The organism is Trinickia sp., assembly GCF_057351765.1.
The window spans coordinates 42326-64822 of the sequence record NZ_JBMRBK010000033.1; the positions used below are offsets into that span (position 1 = coordinate 42326).

The following is a 22497-nucleotide window of genomic DNA, read 5'->3' on the forward strand; positions in this document are numbered from 1 at the left end:
GCATGCGCAGGCAGGCGAGCCTGAGCGAAACAACCGGGTCGCACGGCGGGCGTCGCGGGGCCGCCGGCCCGCATCGATCCGCCACGATTGCCGCGACTTTGCACGGTGGCGGATAATGGGTGCTCTTTCATCGCTGTGCGTGCGACGCGCGCGCCTGTCCCATCGTCATGAGCGAAAAAACGCCACCGAACGCCGGCCACGCCGGTCCAGACACTCCAGTCCACTCCTCCAGCGATTCTTTTGCCGCACCGCATACGTCCGAGCCGTCGGGCACGACGGCGGGAGCGGCGTCCCCGGGCGGACCCGACGCACCGCCGCCGCTGGCCCCGGCCGGCGGCGCGGGAGCGAGCGGTACCGCTGCCGAAGCAGCGGCGCGTGCGTCGACCGATACGCCCGGGAGTGCTTCGACGGTGGCCGTTACCCCCGAAGCGGCGCCCCCGCAATCGGGCGCGGCGGCTGAAGCCGCCGAAGCGCGGGCGTCGGCGGCGCGCGAGACGTCGGCACAGGAGAGCGCCGCGCACGAGGCCGAACGATCGCCGGGAGGAGGGGCGCCGCCGCCGGGATTCGGTGCGCCGCCCGACTTCGATGTCCCGCGCCCGCCGCCCCCGGGCGCCGCCGGGACCGTGTCCAGACCTGCCTATCTGAAGTACAACGACTCGGCGTGGACGGTCTTCGGCCGGACGATCGCGGCGCGCGCGCGACTCTTTTTCGACCGGGCGGGGCAGCGGATCACCCAACGCACGCTGCGCATCGGCGTGTCGGCACGGATCTTTCACCCCGAGCCGGGGGCGATCGGGTTGCGGGGCAAAACGCTGCAATATCTCGAGGAATCGGTGGCGCACTGGGTGATGTCGCGCGATGTGATGGTCTTCATGATTCCGACGGTCGGCCATCAAGGCATGCTTCATCCGAGCAACATCCGCCTGCGCGATTACGCCAAGCATCTCGACGGCCTGTTGCTGCAGGGCGGCGCCGATGTCTCGCCGCAGACGTATGCCGCCACGGAAACATTGGCCGAATGGCCGGGCGATCGCGTGCGCGACATGTACGAGCTCGAACTGCTGCACGAATTCATCGAATCGGGCAAGCCGGTGCTCGGAATTTGCCGCGGGTGCCAACTCATCAATGTCGCGTTTGGCGGCTCGCTCTATCAGGACATCGCGACCGAAGTGCCGACAGCGGGCGTCCATGTCAATGAGCGTTACGATCAGCATCGGCACTCGGTCCGGTTCCCGGATGGCTCGACCCTGGTCAATATGTTCCCGGGGCGCCGCGAGGCGCTGGTCAATTCGATCCACCATCAGGCCGTGAAGACGCTGGGCCGCGACTTGAACGTGGAGGCGGTCTCGGCTGGGGACGGGCTGATCGAGGCGGTGCGCTATCGGCGGGCGCCGTTCGTGATGGGCGTGCAATGGCACCCCGAATTCCATCGCGCGGGCGGCCCGGAGCTGCTCGATTGCACGCCGCTGCTCGACAGCTTTTTGCGCGCGGCGCGCGAGACGCGTCTGTGAGCCGCATGCGGTGCCGCGGCGGCGACAAAGGTGTTGACACGATTCAGCAGGTTATACATAATCTCGCTTCTCCGGTGACAAGCCTTTGAGCGCGATGCGCTGAGCCAGGCGAGTCGATCGTCAGCCGGGGAGGCGCACTGCGGGAGTAGCTCAGTTGGTAGAGCGCAACCTTGCCAAGGTTGAGGTCGCGAGTTCGAGACTCGTCTCCCGCTCCAGTTTCGCGAAGATGTTGCGGCGGCGAGGCAAATTGCCGGGCAGCATTGAACATGCAGGTCAAAGCGGGAGTAGCTCAGTTGGTAGAGCGCAACCTTGCCAAGGTTGAGGTCGCGAGTTCGAGACTCGTCTCCCGCTCCAGGTGGATAGGGGAAGCTGAGCTTCCCTTTTTGTTTAGTCATTCGCGGTTCGTTGTAGCCTGGCAGGCCGCGACGTCCGGTGAGTCCGCTTACGGCGCGATAGCAAAGCGGTTATGCAGCGGCCTGCAAAGCCGTGTAGGCCGGTTCGACTCCGGCTCGCGCCTCCAGACAGAAAAAAAGCCCTGATCCGTCAGGGCTTTTTTTCTGCGACAGATTCCTCTGGGGAACTGACGTGTCCTCCGTCGCCTGACTTGGCTCCCGTTTCATTGCTGGCTGTCCAGCGCCTCTAATATCAAAGGCATCAGCGACCTGTCGGCGGCCACAAACTCGAACTGATCGCGCAGGGACGGTAAATAAAACAAACCGCTGTGATTGTGCGGGACTCCGACTTCATCCAGAAACAACGTGCCTGCGGCTAAATCCCAGCTTTTCAAGTACTCAGCGCAGCCACTTAAAATGCCTTCGGCGACCAGGCATAAATCCAGGCAAGGCGATGCCAAACGCCTAAAGTCATCCACATAGCGCAATAGAGTAGACATCGTATCCAATTGTCGCTCGTGTAAGCGCCGATCGTGAGCAAAGCCAGTAGAGAAAATGGTTTTATTTGTGCGGGTGGCTCGGTGAACTGGTGCGCCATTTTTCATCAAGCCGTTTCCTCGTTTGGCGTGATAAATGTCGCCGTTTGGTAAATTGACCACAAAAGCGTATTGAATGCGATTATTTGAAACGAGGCTGATCGAGGTACTGAAATATGGGAAGCCTATTATCGCGTTCATTGTGCCGTCGAGCGGGTCGACGAGCCAAAAATCTTCTTCCGAAGCGTTGGCGGACGTGACTTCTTCGATCGATTCTTCGCTAATGTAGTCTATGTCCAAGATGTTTTTAAGCTCTACTGCCAGGTGTTTATCTATCCAAAGGTCAAGATCTGTCGTGTATCCGTCGTTCGTTTTTTCGGATGCGATATGCGCTCGAGCGGTATCGCGATAACGCTGTGAAACCGATCGTAGTATCTCCAGAACTGCAGTCGATTGTATGTCTGTCATTTTATTTCCGTCTTTGTCGTCAAATCGATGAGATCGCTGCGGCGATATTCGCGATCCTGCGCCTCGTACCTGCCATTATCGGCTTGGCAAGTACCTCACAAATGGCTTGAACGATCGATGGTCGACGTCCGCGTCGACACTTGCTTGCGTTGATATTGCGCGGGTGAAATCCCGAAGGCTCGACAAAAATCCTTGGTCAGATGGGCCTGATCGAAGTATCCCAACTCGGTGGCCAGCCCGGCAAGTTGCGTGCTGCGGTCCGACGCGAGGCGATACGCCGCATCTTGCAGCCTGTAACGTTGGATCACCCATTTGGGGGATACTCCGACGTATTCACGGAAGAGCCGCTGCATTGCGCGCAGGCTCATGCCGAACGCCTCGGCGAGTGTCTCGACCCGCGCCGCGCCGCCTTCGCGACGGATTTCCGCGACGATCGAGCAAACGAAATCGACGTTTCGATCTGGAGCAGGAAGTGACGGATCGAGCAGGCTTTCAGCCGCGCTGATCATGCTCTCGTGTGAGTCTGGCGTCAGAATGCTGCTTTCGAGCGCAGACTCTGCGCAGCCGATCAACATAGCCGGGGAGACCTTTCTCCCCGTAAGAGACGCGACAGGGTGGCGGAGGAAAGGGCGCAGCCCACCTACACGAAACCTCATCCCATAGGCTCGTCCTCGCCCGCCCAACATGCGCTCCTCCAGACCGGGCACAACTCCAAACAAAGCAGTCTCTCCCCGTAGCACCAACAAATGCGCGTTCGGAGATGGAATGATGCGCTGGGGCGTAGCCGCTGAGCCAAGCAAATCCCATTCGGCGATCCAATGATGGTCGACGAAGGGTCGAAAGCGGATCGACGGCGTATACCGCCAAATCCGTATGCGTGCTGACGCGCCGGCAGGATCGAGTATCCCCCTGGGAAGAGGCGGGTGCTCGCAGGGCTGTGTTCTGTCGCGTTTTTCCAAGTCGTCATCCATAGCGTGGCATAGCATGCCGCCCAAGCACTCTCCCCTTAGCCCCTTCACCCCTTCACACCAATGAGCGTCTGCCAATGCGCAAATTATGGCCATGGATCGTCGGTGCATCAGCGATATGGATCGCCTTTGTTTTTGCGAACAACTCTACCTTTTTTGCGAAAGGCATGTCCGGGAGGCCAACACTGCTCGCACATCGTGGAATGTCGCAGGACTTCGATAGAGCCGATCTCGAAAACGATACGTGCACGGCGACCCGCATGCGTCCGCCGACGCATTCCTATCTCGAGAATACGATCGCGTCGATGCGGGCCAGCTTTGCGGCCGGGGCGGATATTGTCGAACTCGACGTGCATCCGACGACGGACGGGCAGTTCGCTGTCTTTCACGACTGGACCCTCGATTGCCGCACGAATGGCCACGGCGTAACTCGGGAGCAATCGATGGCCTATCTGCGAACGCTCGATGTCGGCTATGGATATACGGCCGATGGCGGGCGTACGTTTCCTTTTCGCGGCAAAGCGGTGGGTCTGATGCCCTCGCTGAACGAAGTGCTGACAACGTTCCCGAAGGGACGATTCCTGATCAACATCAAGAGCAACGACCCGAACGAAGGACGTCTGCTCGCGGCAGTTCTTCGTGAGCAATTCATCGAAGCGTCTGAGCGCCTGATGGTCTATGGCGGAGACGCTCCCATTGCCACCTTTCGAGCGGAGATGCCTCGAGTGAAAGCGATGTCTCGCAGCACACTCAAGAGCTGTCTCATGTCCTACGTTGCATATGGCTGGACGGGGTTAGCTCCTCCGGCGTGTCGCAACAGCATCGTCTTTGTGCCAATCAATGTCGCTCCGTGGCTTTGGGGCTGGCCAAATCGCTTTCTCGACCGTATGACGGGTGCTGGAAGCGCTGTTTTCGTCATCGGGCCTTACTTCGGTGGTGAATTTTCGACCGGTCTCGATACGGTTGCCGATGTTCGCCGGCTGCCGAGCGGCTACACCGGTGGCATCTTGACGAACGAACTCCAGAAGGTTGCTCCTGAACTGGCGCACGTCAGAAAGTGATGCCGGGCGGCCCGCGTGATGCAACGCAGCAACTTGTATTGCGCAGAAGAAAAGGCGCAAAATCACGGCAACTTTCCGTCGTGTGACGGCGATTCGCGGCTGCAAGCGCATCGAAACAATTGCGAGACCAGGTATCGACTCCTGAGCGCCCCCAAAAACGATAAAACACCGGCATGGAAAGCTTCCTGACGCAAAACGCCACGCGCAAACAGACGGCATTCTTGGGCGTCACTGCGTTGATCGTCCTGCTGGTCTTCTCAACATCGGCCACCCATGCGCGCGTGGCGCTTCCCATCATCGCGCCTTTCATGCCGATGTGCGCGTTGACCGTGTTCACCACCTCGGGTATTGCCACGTATTTACTTGCCGCCCGCTTCACCGCAACGCGGCAGCCCGTCATGGGCGCGCTCGGCGGTGCCTATGCTTTCACAGCGCTAACGGTGGCATTGCAACTGCTGACGTTCCCCGGTGTATTCGCGCCGACCGGGCTGCTCGGCGCAGGTCCGCGCAGTTCGTTATGGATATGGGTTTTCTGGCACGGTGGATTTCCGTTCTTCGTGATCCTGGCTGTGATGGCGCGCCATCGATTCAGGCGAGTGTCGATCCCAGCCAGCGCTATTGGCGTGTGGGCGTGGTTACTGATCGCGGGACCGATTGCTGTCGGCGCGGCGCTTGGCGCGTTCGCAATTTACTTCGACTTGCCTTCACCGCTTCATGCGGCAGACAACGGCAACCTGTTCGCAATCGGTACGACCGCCCGTGTAACGTGGTTGCTCAATATCGTTGCGATCGTCGTCGTTCTGCTCGCCGGCCGTCTGCGCACGGTGCTCGATCAATGGTTGTGGATCGCCGTGCTGGCCTGCTTCGTCGACACCAGTCTGAATCTATTGACTGCAACCCGGTTCAGCGTGGGCTGGTATGTCGCGCGGGTATTCAGTATGTTCGCGCCAGGAGTGCTGGTCTGCCTGCTCGTATGGGAAGTCAGTCTGCTTTATCGGCGACTCTTCGATGCGCATGCCGCTTTGCTGCAAACATCGGCGCGCGATGGACTGACGGGAATCTATAACCGCAGCTATTTCGATGAGCAATATCGGAGGGCGTTCGACTACGCCGAACGCATGCGCGCACCCCTATCGATCATCATGATCGACATCGACCAATTCAAGCTCTACAACGATGCGTTCGGTCATCTGAAGGGCGATGCGTGCCTGGCCGCGGTGGCCAAAGCGCTCGTGGGCGTCGTCAGGCGACCGACCGATTTCGTCGCGCGCTATGGCGGCGAAGAATTCGCGATCGTTCTCCCCGACACCGACTTGCGTGGGGCTTCCGACATCGCGGAGCGGGCACGCGAGGCCGTCATGTCGCTGAGCCTCCATGCGCCGACATCGCGGGGCTACATTACGATCAGCGCCGGCTGCGCGGTCGCAGGGCAGGGGGGCGCGTCGTCTCCCGAGGCACTCGTCGAGGCGGCCGACGCGGCCATGTATCGGGCAAAAAACGCCGGGCGCAACCGGATCGACCTCGCCACGACGGGTTGATTCACCCAGTGCGGATTCTTTTTTGCACGGGTCACCGTACTTTGTGCAGACGAAAGTACTGCTTCTTTTCGTAGTTTTCTTTTTTGACGAAATTTTTTCGTCCTGCGGGGACCGCCGGCATTCGCGCCTGCCCGTGCACCGATGGGATTGGATCGAGGGAATGTAAAAAATTCCGAATCTGCCCCCGGCATTATTCGTGAATATTTTCTCCGTAACATGGGTCGTCGAACAGGCGCCTGTCCATCAGGCGAGCGCCACGCCCGACTACTCGAACGGATTGCAGATATGTGCGGAATCGCCGGTTTCTGGACCCGAACGGCGTCCGAGCACGACACGGCTCGAGCGACACTCTCCCGGATGACCGATAGCGTCGCGCATCGCGGCCCCGACGACGCAGGCGCCTGGTTCGACCCGGCCGCAGGCGTCGCGCTCGGTCATCGCCGATTGGCTATCGTCGATCTGTCCGAGCACGGCCGACAGCCGATGGTGTCGGAATGCGGCCGTTTCGTCATGACGTTCAACGGCGAAATCTATAACTGTCGCGAGCTGCGCGATGCGCTCGAAGCCGAAGGGCGCGCGCCCGCATGGCGCGGCCACTCCGATACGGAGATCTTGCTGGCGGCATTCGTTGCGTGGGGAGTCGACCGCACGCTCGAGCGCGCGGTCGGCATGTTCGCGCTTGCGCTGTGGAACCGTCAATCGCGCGTGATGACGCTGGCCCGCGACCGGGTTGGCGAGAAGCCGCTTTACTATGCGCGTGTCGGTGACGGCATCGTGTTCGCCTCCGAGCTCAAGGCGCTACGGACTTATCCCGGCTTCGACGCCCGCGCGATCGATCGCGATGCGCTTTGCCTCTATTTGCGTTACGCATGCGTGCCGGCGCCGCACACGATTTACGAGAATGTGCGCAAGTTGCCGGCCGGCAGCTATGTCCAGCTCGAACTGCCGGAGGTCTGGCCGGCGCCGCGGCGCTACTGGACGCTCGAACAGGTGATCGGCCGAGGCCGGGCCTATCCGTTCGAAGGCAGTCCCGAAGCCGCCGTCGACGAGCTCGACCGATTGTTGCGCGACGCGGTGCATGGCCAGATGATGGCGGACGCGCCGCTCGGAGCGTTCCTGTCGGGCGGGGTCGATTCGTCGGCTATCGTTGCGCTGATGCAGGCGCAGTCCGCCAAGCCGGTGCGCACGTTTACGGTTGGCTTCGACGATGCGACCTACGACGAAGCCGTTCATGCGAAAGCGGTTGCACGTCATCTCGGCACGGAGCACACGGAGATCGTCGTGACGGCTGCCCGAGCGCTGGAACTCGTGCCCAAGTTGCCGACGATATACGACGAACCGTTTGCGGATGCCTCGCAGATTCCTACTTACGTGGTGGCGCAGACCACGCGCGAGCATGTGAAGGTTGCGCTCTCGGGCGACGGGGGCGACGAACTATTCGGCGGTTACACGCGTTATTTCCTGACGCCGCGCCTCTGGAGCCGCCTGCGGCGCGTGCCGTCCGGCATGCGCAAACGGATCGCATCGGCGCTTTATTCGCTTCGGCCCGATCATGCGGATCAGTTCGCGGCGCTGTTTCAGGGTGCCTGGTCCCCGGGTGCGCGAGACGGGACGCGCATCGGTGAGCGTCTGCACAAGCTCGCGAACGTGATGGGTGCACAGAGCAGGACCGATCTTTATCGGCTTCTGTTGTCGTCGGTTCATCATCCCGAACGCCTTGCGCTCTCGGGGCGCGAGCTGCCGACGCGTGTCGATACGCCCGAGGCATGGTCCGTCGATCTGGAATTTGCCGAGCAGGTGATGGCGGTCGATGCGCTCACTTATCTGCCCGATGACATTCTGGCGAAGGTGGATCGTGCGGCAATGGCGGTGAGCCTCGAGACGCGCATGCCGTTTCTCGACCATCGCGTCGTCGGGTTCGTCTGGAGCCTTCCGCTTTCGATGCGCATACCCGAAGACAAGCCGAAATGGCTGCTACGTCAGTTGCTGTACCGCTATGTGCCGCGCGAGATCATCGATCGGCCGAAGCAGGGTTTTTGCGCGCCTGTAGGCGAATGGTTGCGCGGTTCGTTGCGCGACTGGGCGCAGGCGCTGCTCGATCCCGCGCGATTGCGTGATGAAGGGTTTCTCGATGCCACGCGGGTGGACCGGATGTGGCAGCAGCATTTGAGCGGGCGGATGAATTGGCAGCATCCGCTTTGGACGGTGCTGATGTTCCAGGCGTGGCTCGATGCGCAGAAGAATGGGTGAAAACGCATGGATTGTATCGATTAAGGTTTTCCCCTGGCCGGCGTAATTCCGATTCGCTAGTCGACTAACCCGAAGCCCCGACGGTGACGTAGGGGCTTTTTGATTTTTTGGGCGTCCCTTTTATTCGCCGATATGCCTGTTGCATGCCGTTGCTTCGCTTGGTCCGAATGTGAGATCGGTCGAAGTGGCAGGCAGGTAACGCGGACTACCGTCCTCTCCTTGCGTGGCATCCGCTGCGCATCCACAGTGAGAGGAGAGGGCCGTGGGAAAGTCAGTCTTGTGTCGTTGGTTGATAGTGGGATGGTTTGGAACGAAGGGAACGGCGCCAGACGAGTGTGACCTCAACAACCCATAAGGCACACGAGGCTGATTATGGCGGAAACTTCTTCATTTCCCGCATGGCTCGAACGCGCTTACGATGCTTGCCGTCGAGCTATTTCCCGGGGACTCCAAGCAGAGACCATTGCTATCGAGGATGCGTACCTGCGGGTCACCGCTGAAGCTATCCAGGCGCCGGAGGACATACCTCGCTGGCCGATCGCGGCCTGCCGCGGATACGCGATGCGGGCCTGTGACGGCAGTGCGGCCACATTGCGGCGCCCTGTGGTATTTGAACTCGATCGGGCGAATTGGAGCCTCGAACGGCGCTCCGATAAACCGCTAATCCGCTCGCTCCTACCCAACGAGGTAATCGAAGTCCACGCCCATAGCCCACTACCGGAAAACGCGGATACCGTCGTTTCACTCCAAGAAAATAAGCCTCCGACGGGCAGAGGCTTTGGCCAGGTTTGGCTGAGAGAACCCCCACCCGTGGGCGCGAATATCATCGCGCGCGGCAGCGAATTTTCAGCGGGCGCGACCTTGCTCGGGAAAGGACAGCGAATCACCGCCGAGCGCCAAGCCCTTCTGATAGCGGCCGGGGTTCGCTCGCTCAAAGTTGCGAAACGGCCGCGCATCGGCGTTGTGGTGTCGAGCTACGAGCGCTGTGCTCCCGAAGCGATCCGCCAGTGTTGGCAGATCCCCGACTCATGCGCCGCGTACATGTGTTGTTTGCTTAGACAATGGGGCCATGATGTAGCGACGGTCGAGTTTATCGCGCCTCGTCCAAGGACGATTCCCGAAGGAAGTTCTACCGTGGACGCCGAACTAGCGTTTCAGCAGCGCATCAGAGAACTTGCGACGCGGTGTGACCTCATTATTGGCAGTGGCATGCTCGCGGGCGAGCCACATGTACGCCTTGGGCTGAACGCTATGCAGGGGTTTGGGGGGTGGAGCGGAAGCAAGCTCGACCTCAAGCAGACCCGAGGGGAAATCGTCGATTTCGGGTTGAGCGAAGCTCGTTCCCCCGCGTGGACTGAGAAAATCGACTTCCACAACGAGTTCGGCCGGCTCAAGGAGCAGTGGCATATCTATCACGCCGACCGAGCAACCCTCGTCAACCTACCCGGCCACCCAGGGACGGTTGCGATTCTGATGCACACAGTAGTGCGGCGCATCCTGGATTTATACGAGTTCGTCGAAACCCCTCATAAGTTTCCCTACGGGTTCGTCGAATCCGCTGGCCCGCATTGGGAAATCGGTGAACTGGCTCGTGATGTCGAACGCGATCCGAAACTGAACGCGATGCTATGGGCGCGCATTGTTTGGGGCCCACGTGGCGAGCCGCTGATCGATCCGCTTTCCGATCAACGGCCTCACCTCATTACACCGTTTATCGAAGCAGAACTCATCGCGGCGATCCCTGCAGGTGCGACGCGCCTTCTCGCTGGCAGTCGCATTCATTTTCTCCGGCTCGATGCCACGCGGCAGCCGGGCCAAGCCAATCGTGCGTTGCCCTCTCTAATCGAAGAGCCGCTACCCAAGCAGGAGGAAAAGCAAGTGGAACTACAAATCGTAAGTCCGTCTTTGACGGTTTCCGAGTCCTGGTCTCGCCTCGATCCATGGCTTGCGGACCACCCCGAAGAGATTCCGAGCGGGTTGAACGCCGGAGCAGGCGACGAGGACATACGGTCGCTTGAAGCAGCACTCGGCATCGAGCTGCCGGAGGACTTCATCGAGAGCCTCAAAATCCACAATGGACAACCGGGGATTGCCGGCGATTTCTTCGACGGCGATAGTCTGCTATCCGGCCGGGACATCCTGAACGCATGGAAGGTTTGGCACAAGCTCGTCGCGAGCGGTGACTTTAAGGATTGCAGTGCCGAGCCGGACGATGGCATCAAAGACGATTGGTACAACCTCAAATGGATTCCGTTTACGTCGAATGGTGCGGGAGACCATCTGTGTCTCGATTTCGATCCGGCGGAGGGTGGCACTGTGGGACAAGTCATCCGGGTCTGGCACGACGATGACCAGCGAACGCTAGTCGCTCGGAGCTTCCGCGAGTGGCTTCACCGTTTCGTAGTCGAGTATACGGACGACGAGCCCGAAGACTGACCTTGAAGGGCGGCGGTGGGCCGCGCCTGTATTGCGCTGCCGAATCCGCCCGCCTGCCGGGGTGGCTTTCGGTTGCGGCTCACCGCATAATCGCGAAATACCGAAGACGATTTGCAGCGATTGCCACCCCATGACCGCTCGATTCCCTACGACGCTGGAAGCCCTCGAATGGCGTTGGAAGTTTTTCTCTGACCTCACGCCGGCGGAAGTCTATGACTTGCTCGCCGCGCGCAACGAAGTTTTCGTCGTCGAGCAAAACTGTGCCTATGGCGATGTCGACGGCCTCGACAAAGACGCCTGGCATTTGCTCGCCTATGCGGCCAACGGCGAGCTGGCCGGCTACCTTCGCGTATTGCTGCCCGACGAAAACGAACCCGATGTCCGCATCGGCCGTGTGCTGACCACGGCGGGATTTCGCGGCATCGGACTCGGCAGTGCCATGCTCGAACGCGCACGAACGCATATCACCGGGCAGTGGCCCGGTATCGCCATCAGCCTTCATGCACAGGCGCATCTGCAAGCGTTTTACGGTGCCTTCGGTTTTAAACCGTCATCGGATATTCACGATGAAGACGGCATCCCTCACATCTGGATGCGTTCTGCCTAGCCTCCGGGCTCAAAGCGGGGCACGCTCTGCGGTGGCGACTTCACGTGTCCACCTGCGCGCTCTTCGATGAGCCGCGCACGGGCCGACAAACGCATCCAATGGCGCAGCGCAATCAGCGCGCCGAACACGCTCATCATCGAACCCGGGATCCAAAGCAGCAAGCCGCCGATCTGTTGATCGCGGATTGGGCTCAGCCATGTGAATGCGCGGCCGCAAATCGAGTAAATCGGATACAGCTCATGCGGCGTGAAGAAGATCAGTGCGCCGAGCACGATTTGCGGCGGGATTGCCGCGATGACGATGATGAGGCGCCGTCCCGCGGCAAGGCGTGCGGGCGGCGCGGGCCGTGGATCGAGCACGAGCCACCAGAAGAGCAACCCGTCGATGACCATGCTCCAATTCATGATTCGGTAAAGCCGCCAGTCGAGCATGGCTTTGAAATGAATCGGCGAAAAGAGCCAGAAATAGATCAGGCCCACGAAAAGCACGACTGCGACAACCGGATGAAATACGGTATCGAGCACCGCGCGCATCGGCTTCGTGCCCATCGCTGGATTGACGAAGCGCTGACGCCAGCGAAACGGAATGCCCGCACGTAGTGCCGCGCCCGGATACGACCATGCAATGAAGAACGGCCCGAGGTGATGCAGCACGAGATGCTGTAACCGGTGCATGAAAAACTCATGCTCAAAGTAATAGTCGAGTCGCGTATGCAGCGCGACATAGAGCGCAACGAGCCCGAACCAGAACGCGATGCGCCGCGCAACCGAAACGTGCGCGCGCCGTGCGCCACGCAAAAACAGTACCGCCGCACAGAGGATGGCGACCACGACCGTCGGCGACGGCTCCCAGGGTTCGAGCCAGTACAACAGATTCATCGTGTGCAGAGTTGAATGTCCGGCGTCCCGCTTACTGAGCCTGTCCAGGCGACTTCACGGCGAAAGGTGTGTCGAGCGTCGTGCCGTCGGAGAACTTCATGCGCAAATGCACCGTATCGCCGGGCGCGATCTTGCGCTTGGCCTCCTCGAGCATGAAGTGATAGCCGCCCGGTGCGATCTTCAATACACCGTGTGCGGGAACGGTTGCTTTCTCGACCATTTCCATTTGCGACGTCGATCCGTTCGACACCGTCTGATGAAGCATGACGCTGCCGTAATCGGGGCTCGTCACGTGGTCCAGATCGAGGTCGACGGGTTTATCGCCGCTATTCGTCAGCGTCACATAGCCGGCCGCCGGCAGCTTGTTCGGCAACCACCGCACCCAGGCGTTGGAGGCATGCACGGTTTCGGCTGCCTCCGCCCCCGTTGCAAGGGTGAAAGCGAGCGATATCCCCAAAGCGGCAGCGCGAATGGAACGCAGCGTTGTCGTTCGTCGGTTCATGGCCATTGAGCTCCTGAGCAGGTCGGAAATATCAAGCATCGCCTTCCACGATGCGGCGCAGGTCGTGCGCGATCGCGTCCGGCGAGTCGTGGTCGGTGGCGAGCAGCCGGGCATGGCCTTGCGCATCGAAAATATAGACGGCCGAGCTGTGCGTGACCTCGTAATTGCCCTTCGGGTCGCGTTTCTCCATCTGGTAAGCGACACGATAGCGCCTTGCAAGCGATTCGATCTGCCGGTCGCTTCCTGTCAGACCGCGCGCGTGTTGCGCATCGAACGCGTCGACGTATTCGCGCAGCAACTGCGGCGTATCGCGGGCCGGATCGACGGAGATGAAAAGAATGCGGACCTGTCCAGCGTCCTTGGACGGAAGTTTGGCCAGGACCTGCATCAGACGCGCCATCGTCTCGGGGCAGACATCGGGGCAGTGCGTGTAACCGAAATAAACGAGCGTCGTCTGTCCCTTGAAGGCCGATGCGTCGATGGGCTTGCCGTCGTCGCCGGTCAGTGAGAATTGCAGATCGGGCAAGTGCCCGCTGACATTCGTCAACTGCCACGGCGCCCCGCGCTCGGAGCACGCCGCCATGAGCAGGGCAAGCATCGCGGTCGCCGCGAGCCGCACTGCGCGACGCAGCGACCGATTTCGCGATCGCACGGGAGAAAGCGATGAGGGCTGTGCCTCTAAAGGCGAACCGGCGGCAGGGGAATGGGGCGGCATCCGAGGCTCGAGAAATGCAGGCGGGCGAAGGCCGAGCACCGTCGCAAGCGCGTTCGACGCAAGGCGTGAAGCGCCTGCGACTATAGCGCAAAAGCCGTGCCGCTGCAGGCGGCGAAGCCGCGACGGGGCGCGTCGAGACAATTTGTCGCAGAAAAATGCCGAGCCATCTGTTTCACCGAGCGGTCATCGAACGGACGCATTGCCGGGCAGTCTTGCGACCCATTTTCTCGAAATCGCCGGCAAGGCGCGGTAAGATGCCTCTACTTTTCGGGTTCGGGCATCCCCCGGGCCGCTTTACGAACTCTGCTGATGCAATCGTTACCGGCTTTCCTGTCTCCTACCGAGACCGCGTTTTTCTTCGATTTCGACGGCACGCTCGTCGATCTCGCTTCCACGCCTGACGGCGTGATCGTTCCGCCCACGCTGCTCGATACGCTCGCCGAACTCCGGTACCTCTCGCGAGGCGCCGTGGCTGTTGTCTCGGGGCGGGGAATCGACAGTATCGACGGCTTTCTCGGCATGTTCGATTTGCCGGTGGCCGGGCTGCATGGCGCCGAACGGCGCGATGCGGCGGGCGACGTCATGCGCCTCGGCTTCGACGATGCACGCCTCGTGCGCATGGAGCGCGCGCTCGCGGAACTCGTGACCCAACATCCCGGCATGCTGCTCGAAATCAAGGGCGCCTCGCTCGCGCTGCACTACCGCAACGCGCCGCTTGCCGAGCCTGTCGCGCGCGAGGCAGCGGAGCGTCTCGTGGGCGAGTACGCCGATGCCTATGTCCTGCAGCCGGGCAAGATGGTCTACGAGATCAAGCCGAAGAACGTCGACAAAGGCCGTGCGCTCGCCGCGTTTCTCGACGAGCCGCCTTTCGCAGGGCGCATACCCCTGTTCGCCGGCGACGATCTCACCGACGAAAAAGGCTTCGCCGTGGTGAACGCGCGCGGCGGCCTGTCGATCAAGGTGGGCGAGGGCGACACGTTGGCGCGCGCGCGAATCGAGTCGGTCGACGCATTTCGGGCGTGGCTCGCTTCGCTGGTAGCAGCTTCACGCGGCAATTCATGAGTCGCCTGATCATCGTTTCGAACCGCGTCGCGCCGATTTCCGAGGGCGGCCCGGCCGCCGGCGGTCTCGCCGTCGGCGTCTACGACGCGCTCAAGGAGACCGGCGGCATGTGGTTCGGCTGGAGCGGCGAAGTGCTGTCGTCGGGGCAGCCGCAAATCCAGCTCGTCGAACACGGGCCCGTCACGTTTGCCACCGTCGGGCTTGCAAGGCGCGATTACGATCAGTACTACCGCGGGTTTTCGAATGCGACGCTATGGCCCGCGTTCCACTATCGCGCGGACCTCGTGCATTACGATCGTCACGAGTTCGAAGGCTATCGGCGCGTGAATGCCTGGCTTGCGGGGCACCTCGTACCGCTGTTGCGCGACGACGATGTCATCTGGGTGCACGACTATCACCTGATTCCGTTCGCCGAAGCGTTGCGCGAGGCGGGCGTGAAGAACCGCATCGGCTTTTTCCTGCATATCCCGTTTCCCGCGGCGCAGGTCCTTCTGTCGGTGCCGCCTCATCGGGATCTCGTCAAAGCCCTGTGCGCATTCGATCTGCTCGGCTTTCAGACCCGGCCCGATCTGCGTGCGTTTTGCGACTACATCGTGCACGAAGCCGCAGGGCAGGTGGACGACACGGACGGCACACAGCCGGCATCGATCCGCGCCTTCGGCCGGTCGCTGCGCGCGGCTGCCTATCCAATCGGCGTCTATCCCGATGAAATCGCGCAATTGGCGAAGGCTGGATCGCGCGGCAAACCGGTGCGCACGATGAAAGCCACGCTGCACGATCGACAACTGATCATGAGCGTCGACCGGCTCGATTATTCGAAAGGTCTCGTCGAACGGTTTCGCGCATTCGAGCGCCTGCTCGATCGCTCGCCGGCCTTTCGCAACCGGGTGTCGTTCGTGCAGATCGCCCCGCCGACGCGGGCCGATATGCACGCCTATCAGGACATTCGCCTGCGGCTCGAAGCGGAGTCGGGCCGAATCAACGGGCGTTTCGCGGAGTTCGATTGGACGCCGATCCGCTACATCCATCGGCAATATGAACGCCAGGTGCTCGCGGCGCTCTTTCGCCAGTCGCATGTCGGCTATGTGACGCCGCTGCGCGATGGGATGAATCTGGTGGCGAAGGAATACGTTTCGGCGCAAGACCCCGACGATCCGGGTGTGCTGGTTCTGTCGCAGTTCGCCGGCGCCGCGCAAGAGCTCACCGCCGCGCTGATCGTCAATCCGATCGATGTGGATGGGATGGCGGACGCGCTCGGCGAGGCGCTCGCCATGCCGCTCGCGGAGCGCCGTGCGCGCTATCGCGACATGATCGCCCAGTTGCGCGACAACAATGTCTCCATCTGGCGCGACAATTTTCTGCGCGATCTCAACCGGGGTGCGGCCGACAAGCCACGGGCCGTGCGAGCGCGAGCGGCGCGCAAGGCGGTGGTGGCCTGAACTGAGCCGGTAGCCGGCTTGCGTTCCTGTTCAGGCTCAGCAGGCCGGCGCATCGATGCGCTATGCAACGTGCTCGCCGACTTTGCGTCCGCCCGGATGCAGCACCACGCCTTTGCCGTGCTGCTTCGCCAGCAGGTCGCGATAGATGCCGGGGCGGTTGCGCAGTTCTTCGGGCGAGCCGTCGTCGATAACCTTGCCGGCACTCATCACGATGATCCGGTCGAAGTTCTGCAGCGTCGAAAGCCGGTGCGCGATCGCAATCACCGTGCGCCCGACCATGAGCCGGTCCAGGGCTTGTTGAATCGCTTCTTCGGAGGCACTGTCGAGTGCCGAAGTGGCTTCGTCGAGCAGCAGGATCGGTGCGTTTTTGAGGATGGCGCGTGCGATCGCAATCCGTTGCCGCTGACCGCCGGACAGCTTGACGCCGCGATCGCCGACGATCGTGTCGAAGCCGTCGGGCATCGACTCGATGAAGTCGGTGCAGCGCGCTTCGCGCGCGGCCGCGCGGACTTCATCGGGCGTGGCGTCGGGGCGACCGTAGGCGATGTTTTCGTAGACGGTTCTGTGAAACAGCGCAATGTCTTGCGGCACGAGTGCAATCGCATGACGCAGGCTTTCCTGCGTGACGGAACCGATGTCCTGCCCGTCGATCTCGATCGACCCGCCCTGTGTCTCGTAAAAGCGCTGCAATAGCGCGAGCACCGTCGATTTGCCGGCGCCCGACTTGCCGACCAACCCCACGCGCTGGCCTGCCGCGATATGCAGATCGAAGTGGTCGAGAATCGGACGCCGCCGCGGGTAGGCAAACGTCACCCCTTCGAAGTCGACACTGCCGCCGGTCGTGCGCAATGGCACCGCATCCTCTCGATCGGGCATGCCATGCGGCTCCAAAAGCGTTTTGACGGCTTCGGCCAGCCGCGCAATGTGCTGCGTCACGTCGACGAGCGCGACGGCCAGATCGCGCGTGCCGTGCAGAATCGTGAAACCGAGCGAACTCACGAGCACGATGTCGCCCGAGGTGGCGCGGCCCTGATTCCAGAGCCAAAGCGCCCAGCCGAGCAGGCCGGCCGAGAGCAGCGCGGTGACGCCCGCATGCAGCAGCCGCAGCCGTTCGAGGTAGAGCAACGATTCCTGACGGGCGGCCATTTCGGCTTGTACGGTGGCGCCGAAGCGTTTTTGCTCGCGCAGCGTCATACCGAAGGCGCGCACGAGGCCCATGTTGCCGATGACATCGACGAGTTCGCCGTCGACTGCCGCGGCCTTGGCCGCGAACTGATGATGCCTCGATGAGCCGCGTCCCGCGAGCTTGAACAGCACGACGGACAGAATGGCCGAACAGAGCATCAGGCTGAGCGCCATGATCGGGTTGACGGTGACGATCATCACGATCGCACCGAGCACGGCGATGCAAGGAGGCAATACGTTCCACGCCATCGTGTTTTCGGACGTATAGACCGCGTTCGACGTCGCCGTGATGCGGCTCGCGAGCGTGCCGGGCTGCCGTTCGGCGTAGTAAGTGGGCGAATGGCCGCTCAGGTACTGGAACAGATCGCGCCGCAAGTCGCCGGTCACGTTCACGAACACGTGCGCCGCCACCCAGCCGCCGATGCGCCAGAGCAGATTGTCGGCGGCAATCAGCCCTACGAGAATCGCGAATGCGCCCCACAGCGCCCCCGGATGATTCCGGCCGGCCGCCAGCACGTCGATCAGATGTTTGATCGCATATTGCGAGGCGAGCGCGCAGCTGACGGCCGCGAACACACTCGTCAGCACGATCGCGTGCGCGAACGGGTGACGGCGGATGTAACTCATCAGGAAGGCGAGGGGCCGATCCGCGTAGCTCGAAAGCTTCGCATCGCGGGCGTTACGCTCGGCGACGGTCAAATGTTCCAATTGTTCGTGCGGTGTACGCAAAACGGATGAAGTCATGAAAAGGATAGTCTGCGGATGGCGCACCGCGAGCCAATATCGAGATGGTTTGGCAAGCCGCCATTGTAAACATCCGCGTAATCATGGGTGGTTCGGACGGGCGCCTCGATGCAAGCGTTGGATGAGCACAACGCACAACGAGGCGTTGCACGGCTCATGCCGGGCTTGTCGGGACCGCCACGTGCGGCGACGTCCGCTACGGAGACACGACTCAAACGGCGCCGGAATCGGTCAAGATTACCGGATCGCCGAGGGACTGCCCGCTTCGCATGCAGCAGCGCGGGCCAATGCGGCGCGTGGACGACCGCGCATGGCCGGCAAGGGCGCATCAACGCCCCGAAACGGGATTCGGCAGGACACAGACGCCCAGTGTAGGCGACGCTTGGCACAGCGGGATTGACAGAGTGTTTCTTGATTGTAACAATGTAAAATTTCTGAAAGCCTTTACGGTGCTGCAGTGCAGCGGCAGGATAATCGCGCTACGGGTTAGCCCCTAGAAATTCCTGCCGACCCGGTCAACGGTTATGCAGGCGGTGCGTTAACTCGTCCAGAGCTTCGCGCTCGCGGCGTGCCGGCCCATCGGCCAGCTCGCCCGGAAACGGGCTCCGTGATTGCTTCCAGAAGGAAGATCACAATCAGGCGAACCACCGCAAGTCTGAACGAGAAATGAGCGCAGCGGGTCAGCGGCAATAGCCGGGCCGTTCGCGTCGCCAAGCGGGCGATTCGCTTCCAAGAAACAGCAGTCTTTTTTGCCTGAATTTTTATTAGGAGTTCATCACTATGCGGATCGCTCAAATCGCTCCTTTGCATGAGGCGGTTCCCCCGAAACTGTATGGCGGGACGGAACGCGTGGTGTCTTATTTGACTGAAGCGCTGGTCGAGCTCGGGCACGATGTGACGCTGTTCGCGAGCGGCGATTCCCAGACATCGGCGAAGCTCGAGGCGTTCTGGCCGCAGGCACTGCGGCTCGACCCGTCGATCCGCGACACGATGGCTCCGCATATGCTGCTGCTCGAGGAAGTGCACCGCCGGGCGCAGGATTTCGACGTGCTGCATTTCCATATCGACTATTACCCGTTCTCGCTGTTCTCGCGCCAGCCCACGCCGCACCTGACGACGTTGCATGGCCGCCTCGATCTGCCGGAACTGCAGCCGATCTTCAATACGTTCAACGACGTGCCGGTGGTGTCGATCTCCGATAACCAGCGTACGCCGCTGCCGCAGGCGCACTGGCTGTCCACGGTCTATCACGGGCTGCCCGAGAACCTGCTGACGCCCCGCACCGACGTCAAGCCGAGCTATCTGGCGTTCCTCGGGCGGATCTCGCCCGAAAAGCGTGTCGATACGGCAATCCGCATCGCCGAAAAGGCGGGCATGCCGATCAAGATCGCGGCGAAGCTCGACAAGGCGGACCGCGCTTACTACGAAGAGCAGATCAAGCCGTTGATGTCGTTGCCGCACGTCGAATACATCGGCGAAATCAGCGAGGCGGAAAAGGCCGAGTTCCTCGGCGGCGCGCATGCGCTCCTGTTCCCGATCGACTGGCCGGAGCCGTTTGGGCTCGTCATGATCGAATCGATGGCTTGCGGCACGCCTGTGATCGCGTTCAAGCGCGGCTCGGTACCCGAAGTCATCGAAAACGGCGTGTCGGGGTTCGTGGTCGAGGACGAGCTGTCGGCTGTTGCTGCCGTCAACCGCCTGCATACGCTGCCCCGCGAAACGGTACGCAAGGCTTTCGAGCAGCGCTTTACGTCGAAGGTGATGGCGCAGAACTACATCGCGTCGTACGAGACTCTCTTGCACCGCAAGCGCCGCGCCGTTCTGCGCGAAGTCGCGGCCGGTTGAGTGCCGGCCGTGCCGGGTCGCTGGCGCGATCGGCGCCGGGGCCCGAGTGCCGGTGTGCCACGCCCCGTCTGCCCCCGCGGCAGGTGGGGCGTTTGTTTTATGCGCGAAAGATCGCGCGGCCGGTGCTGCGCTGCCACAGCATTTCGGGCATGTGCCGCGCGGCTTCCTATAATGGCGCTGCCACAGCGCGTGGCAGCCATGAGACAGACCCTGTGCCGTCCGTTCAGAGGAGGATGAGTTGACGAGACCGAACCGTTCGCGGGAGAACCCGGCGCCAGGCGCCGGGACGGTCTTTGCGCTGCGCGCGATCGGGCTCGTCCTTCTTGCGCGATGGTTGTTTTCGATGGCCCAGATGGGTTATGGCGCCGCTTTTTCGGCGATGAGCTCTTCGCCTTGGGCATCTGTCAACGTTGTCTTTTTGTTTTTGCTGATCGTCCTGCCAGGGGCGCGGGCTCGTGCCGAACGGCCGTTTCATCCGTTGCCGCAACGGTTGCGTCAGGCTCTTCGGCTCTTTTCCCTGCTCGGGCTCGCCTTTGCGATCTGGTCCATCGGCCTTTTTGCGTGGCAGGCGGGCTGGCATGACACGGTGTATGCGGTCACCGAGACCAACGGGTGGCTCGTCGTCGGGCCCGCACTGTATGCAGCCGTACTCTGGATTTGCCGGCCGCGCCCGCTTTGGCGCACGAATGTCGCCGCACGGCGCTTTGCGATCGGGCGCTATGCGATCGCGCTCGATGCTGCTGCGCAGACCGCTGTCGTCTGGATCGAAAGCCGCAAGCTCGGTCAGTACGATATGCGGGAGCTTTCCGTGAAGTGGTCCCCAAGCGAAGCCATCGAAACCGCTCATCCGCTCGTGAGCGAACCCGCGACCGCGCGTCGGGGGCCCGCTCCGGCGGCGCGCCTGCCGCAGGGGGGCGGGCAGGCACGCCGCTCGCACGTCGAATTGATATGGGATTCCCCCGCCGCGGCCGGGCACAACCGGCAGATCGTACTGCGTGCCGCGCTGGTCAAGCCAGGCGATCGCGCCGCCGCGCGTGCGCTCGATGCGGCACTCGAGCAAGCGAAGGCGTAGCGGCAAGGGGATGCACGGCTCGGCTTGAACTCGACACATGGCAAGAAGGGCATGATGAAGCACGTTCGAATCGGTGTGGCGCGGGCGTACGACCCGCCGGGAGACGACGACGGTTCTCGTTATCTCGTCGATCGGGTCTGGCCGCGCGGCATCAGGAAGGATGCCTTGCGCATCGAACAATGGCTTCGCGATGTCGCGCCGAGCAATGAGCTGAGACGATGGTTCGGCCACGACCCACAGCGTTGGGACGACTTCGTCGAACGCTACCGCGCCGAACTCGATGCCAATCGAGCGGCATGGGAGCCGCTGCTGGAAGCGGCGTCACAGGGCCCGATCACGCTCGTCTATGGCGCGCGCGATCCGGAGCATAATCAGGCCGTCGCGCTGCGCGACTATCTCGAGCGCAAGCTCTCGCACCGCTGATAACCGCGAACGACGCAGCCGTTCGATCGAGTTCGATGTCCTCCCGCTCCTCCTCTCGTCTGTCTGCATTGTTGACCGAAATCCGCGCGTGCCGCGCTTGCGAGTCGCATCTGCCGCTGGGCCCCCGGCCCGTTTTGCAGGTTGGCCGCGGCGCCCGCGTGCTCGTCGTCGGTCAGGCCCCCGGCTCGCGCGTGCATGCCACGGGCATACCGTGGAATGACCGCAGCGGCGAGCGCCTGCGCGAGTGGATGGGTGTCGACCCCGCGCTTTTTTACGATGAGCGACGCATCGCGTTGCTTCCAATGGCGTATTGCTACCCGGGGCGCGGCGCATCGGGCGATTTGCCGCCGCGCCGCGAATGTGCGGCACTATGGCTCGACCGGGTGTTGGCGGAACTGCCGCATATCGAGCTGACACTGCTTATCGGCACCTATGCGCAGCAGCATTTTCTACGGAGCGACCGGCGCGCGACGCTGACGGAAACCGTCGCGGCATGGCGCGACTACGGCCCTGCACGGCTGCCGCTGCCGCACCCGTCGCCGCGTAACCAAGGTTGGTTCAAGCATCATCCGTGGTTCGAGCGGGAGCTCGTGCCGGTGCTGCGCGAACGCGTGGCGCAGGCACTGGGAAACGCGAGCTGATTCCCCCCGCATCGCCGAAAACGTCGCATTAGCCGCATTGCGCGAGCAATCGACGCGCGCCTCTATGGGCGCCGATCACACCCGGAACAAACGAAGAAACGTCGCGCGCGGGTGCAACGCAGTGCCGCGCGCGGGACTATCATTGCACCCCTGACCGCCGCTTGTCTCGAAATAGCGAGCGACGACATCGAATTGAAGCGCAGCACGCGCGTATAGAGGGACCG

Annotated in this window: 18 protein-coding genes, 3 tRNA genes and 1 pseudogene; 15 read left to right on the forward strand and 7 right to left on the reverse strand. The window is 62.0% G+C overall.

Annotated elements, in window-relative coordinates:
* The first annotated feature begins 167 nt into the window (after positions 1-167).
* The 4 genes from ACO1XS_RS07955 (at position 168) to ACO1XS_RS07970 (ending at position 2031) form a co-directional block, all read left to right on the forward strand.
* The gene (locus tag ACO1XS_RS07955; protein ID WP_331573211.1) at positions 168-1511 is read left to right on the forward strand and encodes a gamma-glutamyl-gamma-aminobutyrate hydrolase family protein; all 1344 of its coding nucleotides are present in this window, start codon (positions 168-170) and stop codon (positions 1509-1511) included.
* A gap of 139 nt (positions 1512-1650) precedes the next feature.
* Positions 1651-1726, forward strand: a tRNA-Gly gene (locus ACO1XS_RS07960).
* 63 nt (positions 1727-1789) lie between these two features.
* Positions 1790-1865, forward strand: a tRNA-Gly gene (locus ACO1XS_RS07965).
* 92 nt (positions 1866-1957) lie between these two features.
* Positions 1958-2031 (forward strand) — tRNA-Cys (locus ACO1XS_RS07970).
* A gap of 96 nt (positions 2032-2127) precedes the next feature.
* On the opposite strand, the gene ACO1XS_RS07975 is transcribed toward ACO1XS_RS07970, so the two are convergent.
* The 3 genes and pseudogenes from ACO1XS_RS07975 to ACO1XS_RS07985 form a co-directional block, all read right to left on the reverse strand.
* The gene (locus ACO1XS_RS07975) at positions 2128-2907 is read right to left on the reverse strand and encodes an inositol monophosphatase family protein (protein ID WP_331573213.1); all 780 of its coding nucleotides are present in this window, start codon (positions 2905-2907) and stop codon (positions 2128-2130) included.
* A 95-nt stretch (positions 2908-3002) separates the two neighbouring features.
* Positions 3003-3416, reverse strand: coding sequence for a helix-turn-helix domain-containing protein (locus ACO1XS_RS07980; RefSeq protein ID WP_486390394.1), 414 nt, complete (start codon positions 3414-3416; stop codon positions 3003-3005).
* Positions 3417-3503: 87 nt separating this feature from the next.
* A pseudogene (locus tag ACO1XS_RS07985) lies at positions 3504-3986 on the reverse strand (DUF6597 domain-containing transcriptional factor); the annotation flags it as partial.
* Positions 3987-4078: 92 nt separating this feature from the next.
* On the opposite strand from ACO1XS_RS07985, the gene ACO1XS_RS07990 reads away from it, so the two are divergent.
* The 5 genes from ACO1XS_RS07990 to ACO1XS_RS08010 all read left to right on the forward strand — a co-directional run bounded on the left by ACO1XS_RS07990 (position 4079) and on the right by ACO1XS_RS08010 (position 11767).
* Positions 4079-4936 (forward strand): glycerophosphodiester phosphodiesterase family protein, encoded by an 858-nt coding sequence (locus ACO1XS_RS07990; protein WP_486390372.1) that lies wholly within the window; start codon positions 4079-4081, stop codon positions 4934-4936.
* A gap of 173 nt (positions 4937-5109) precedes the next feature.
* Positions 5110-6474 (forward strand): GGDEF domain-containing protein, encoded by a 1365-nt coding sequence (locus ACO1XS_RS07995; RefSeq protein ID WP_331573219.1) that lies wholly within the window; start codon positions 5110-5112, stop codon positions 6472-6474.
* A 285-nt stretch (positions 6475-6759) separates the two neighbouring features.
* Complete coding sequence (asnB, locus tag ACO1XS_RS08000) at positions 6760-8724, forward strand: asparagine synthase (glutamine-hydrolyzing) (protein ID WP_331573221.1); 1965 nt, start codon at positions 6760-6762, stop codon at positions 8722-8724.
* Positions 8725-9096: 372 nt separating this feature from the next.
* Positions 9097-11160, forward strand: coding sequence for an SMI1/KNR4 family protein (locus ACO1XS_RS08005; RefSeq protein ID WP_486390373.1), 2064 nt, complete (start codon positions 9097-9099; stop codon positions 11158-11160).
* A 130-nt stretch (positions 11161-11290) separates the two neighbouring features.
* A complete protein-coding gene (locus ACO1XS_RS08010) occupies positions 11291-11767 on the forward strand; it encodes a GNAT family N-acetyltransferase (RefSeq protein ID WP_486390374.1) in 477 nt (158 codons plus the stop codon).
* On the opposite strand, the gene ACO1XS_RS08015 is transcribed toward ACO1XS_RS08010, so the two are convergent.
* From ACO1XS_RS08015 to ACO1XS_RS08025, 3 genes are read right to left on the reverse strand one after another with little or no spacing between them, the layout of a single operon-like run.
* A complete protein-coding gene (locus ACO1XS_RS08015) occupies positions 11764-12645 on the reverse strand; it encodes a cytochrome c oxidase assembly protein (RefSeq protein WP_331573228.1) in 882 nt (293 codons plus the stop codon). The two genes, ACO1XS_RS08010 and ACO1XS_RS08015, sit on opposite strands and share 4 nt — an antisense overlap.
* A gap of 31 nt (positions 12646-12676) precedes the next feature.
* A complete protein-coding gene (locus ACO1XS_RS08020) occupies positions 12677-13147 on the reverse strand; it encodes a copper chaperone PCu(A)C (RefSeq protein ID WP_173260757.1) in 471 nt (156 codons plus the stop codon).
* 31 nt (positions 13148-13178) lie between these two features.
* Positions 13179-13862, reverse strand: a complete 684-nt coding sequence (locus tag ACO1XS_RS08025) for an SCO family protein (RefSeq protein ID WP_486390375.1) — start codon at positions 13860-13862, stop codon at positions 13179-13181.
* A 309-nt stretch (positions 13863-14171) separates the two neighbouring features.
* Between ACO1XS_RS08025 and otsB the strand changes: the two genes are divergently transcribed.
* Together otsB and otsA are read left to right on the forward strand one after the other, a co-directional pair.
* Positions 14172-14924: a trehalose-phosphatase gene (gene otsB, locus ACO1XS_RS08030; RefSeq protein ID WP_486390376.1), complete on the forward strand. Its 753-nt coding sequence runs from the start codon at positions 14172-14174 to the stop codon at positions 14922-14924.
* On the forward strand, positions 14921-16363 hold the full coding sequence (otsA, locus tag ACO1XS_RS08035) for an alpha,alpha-trehalose-phosphate synthase (UDP-forming) (RefSeq protein WP_331573236.1): 1443 nt from the start codon (positions 14921-14923) through the stop codon (positions 16361-16363). Before otsB ends, otsA begins: the two co-directional genes overlap by 4 nt.
* Positions 16364-16423: 60 nt before the next feature.
* Here the strand turns inward: otsA and ACO1XS_RS08040 are convergent, their stop codons facing one another.
* The gene (locus ACO1XS_RS08040) at positions 16424-18292 is read right to left on the reverse strand and encodes an ABC transporter ATP-binding protein (protein ID WP_331573238.1); all 1869 of its coding nucleotides are present in this window, start codon (positions 18290-18292) and stop codon (positions 16424-16426) included.
* Between the two features lie 780 nt (positions 18293-19072).
* Between ACO1XS_RS08040 and ACO1XS_RS08045 the strand changes: the two genes are divergently transcribed.
* The 4 genes from ACO1XS_RS08045 to ACO1XS_RS08060 all read left to right on the forward strand — a co-directional run bounded on the left by ACO1XS_RS08045 (position 19073) and on the right by ACO1XS_RS08060 (position 22273).
* Positions 19073-20137 carry a glycosyltransferase family 4 protein gene (locus ACO1XS_RS08045; RefSeq protein WP_331573240.1) on the forward strand — a complete coding sequence of 355 codons (1065 nt, stop codon included), beginning with the start codon at positions 19073-19075 and terminating at the stop codon, positions 20135-20137.
* 238 nt (positions 20138-20375) lie between these two features.
* Positions 20376-21209: a hypothetical protein gene (locus tag ACO1XS_RS08050; protein WP_486390377.1), complete on the forward strand. Its 834-nt coding sequence runs from the start codon at positions 20376-20378 to the stop codon at positions 21207-21209.
* 24 nt (positions 21210-21233) lie between these two features.
* Positions 21234-21632 carry a DUF488 domain-containing protein gene (locus ACO1XS_RS08055; RefSeq protein WP_486390378.1) on the forward strand — a complete coding sequence of 133 codons (399 nt, stop codon included), beginning with the start codon at positions 21234-21236 and terminating at the stop codon, positions 21630-21632.
* Positions 21633-21667: 35 nt separating this feature from the next.
* Positions 21668-22273: a uracil-DNA glycosylase family protein gene (locus ACO1XS_RS08060; protein ID WP_486390379.1), complete on the forward strand. Its 606-nt coding sequence runs from the start codon at positions 21668-21670 to the stop codon at positions 22271-22273.
* Positions 22274-22497: the final 224 nt, after the last annotated feature.

Coding starts and splice junctions, on each gene's coding strand:
- ACO1XS_RS07955 (WP_331573211.1), top strand. CDS start 168: ATGAGCGAAAAAACGCCACCGAACGCCGGCCACGCCGGTCCAGACACT.
- ACO1XS_RS07975 (WP_331573213.1), bottom strand. CDS start 2,907: ATGACAGACATACAATCGACTGCAGTTCTGGAGATACTACGATCGGTT.
- ACO1XS_RS07980 (WP_486390394.1), bottom strand. CDS start 3,416: ATGATCAGCGCGGCTGAAAGCCTGCTCGATCCGTCACTTCCTGCTCCA.
- ACO1XS_RS07990 (WP_486390372.1), top strand. CDS start 4,079: ATGTCGCAGGACTTCGATAGAGCCGATCTCGAAAACGATACGTGCACG.
- ACO1XS_RS07995 (WP_331573219.1), top strand. CDS start 5,110: ATGGAAAGCTTCCTGACGCAAAACGCCACGCGCAAACAGACGGCATTC.
- asnB (WP_331573221.1), top strand. CDS start 6,760: ATGTGCGGAATCGCCGGTTTCTGGACCCGAACGGCGTCCGAGCACGAC.
- ACO1XS_RS08005 (WP_486390373.1), top strand. CDS start 9,097: ATGGCGGAAACTTCTTCATTTCCCGCATGGCTCGAACGCGCTTACGAT.
- ACO1XS_RS08010 (WP_486390374.1), top strand. CDS start 11,291: ATGACCGCTCGATTCCCTACGACGCTGGAAGCCCTCGAATGGCGTTGG.
- ACO1XS_RS08015 (WP_331573228.1), bottom strand. CDS start 12,645: ATGAATCTGTTGTACTGGCTCGAACCCTGGGAGCCGTCGCCGACGGTC.
- ACO1XS_RS08020 (WP_173260757.1), bottom strand. CDS start 13,147: ATGAACCGACGAACGACAACGCTGCGTTCCATTCGCGCTGCCGCTTTG.
- ACO1XS_RS08025 (WP_486390375.1), bottom strand. CDS start 13,862: ATGCCGCCCCATTCCCCTGCCGCCGGTTCGCCTTTAGAGGCACAGCCC.
- otsB (WP_486390376.1), top strand. CDS start 14,172: ATGCAATCGTTACCGGCTTTCCTGTCTCCTACCGAGACCGCGTTTTTC.
- otsA (WP_331573236.1), top strand. CDS start 14,921: ATGAGTCGCCTGATCATCGTTTCGAACCGCGTCGCGCCGATTTCCGAG.
- ACO1XS_RS08040 (WP_331573238.1), bottom strand. CDS start 18,292: ATGACTTCATCCGTTTTGCGTACACCGCACGAACAATTGGAACATTTG.
- ACO1XS_RS08045 (WP_331573240.1), top strand. CDS start 19,073: ATGCGGATCGCTCAAATCGCTCCTTTGCATGAGGCGGTTCCCCCGAAA.
- ACO1XS_RS08060 (WP_486390379.1), top strand. CDS start 21,668: ATGTCCTCCCGCTCCTCCTCTCGTCTGTCTGCATTGTTGACCGAAATC.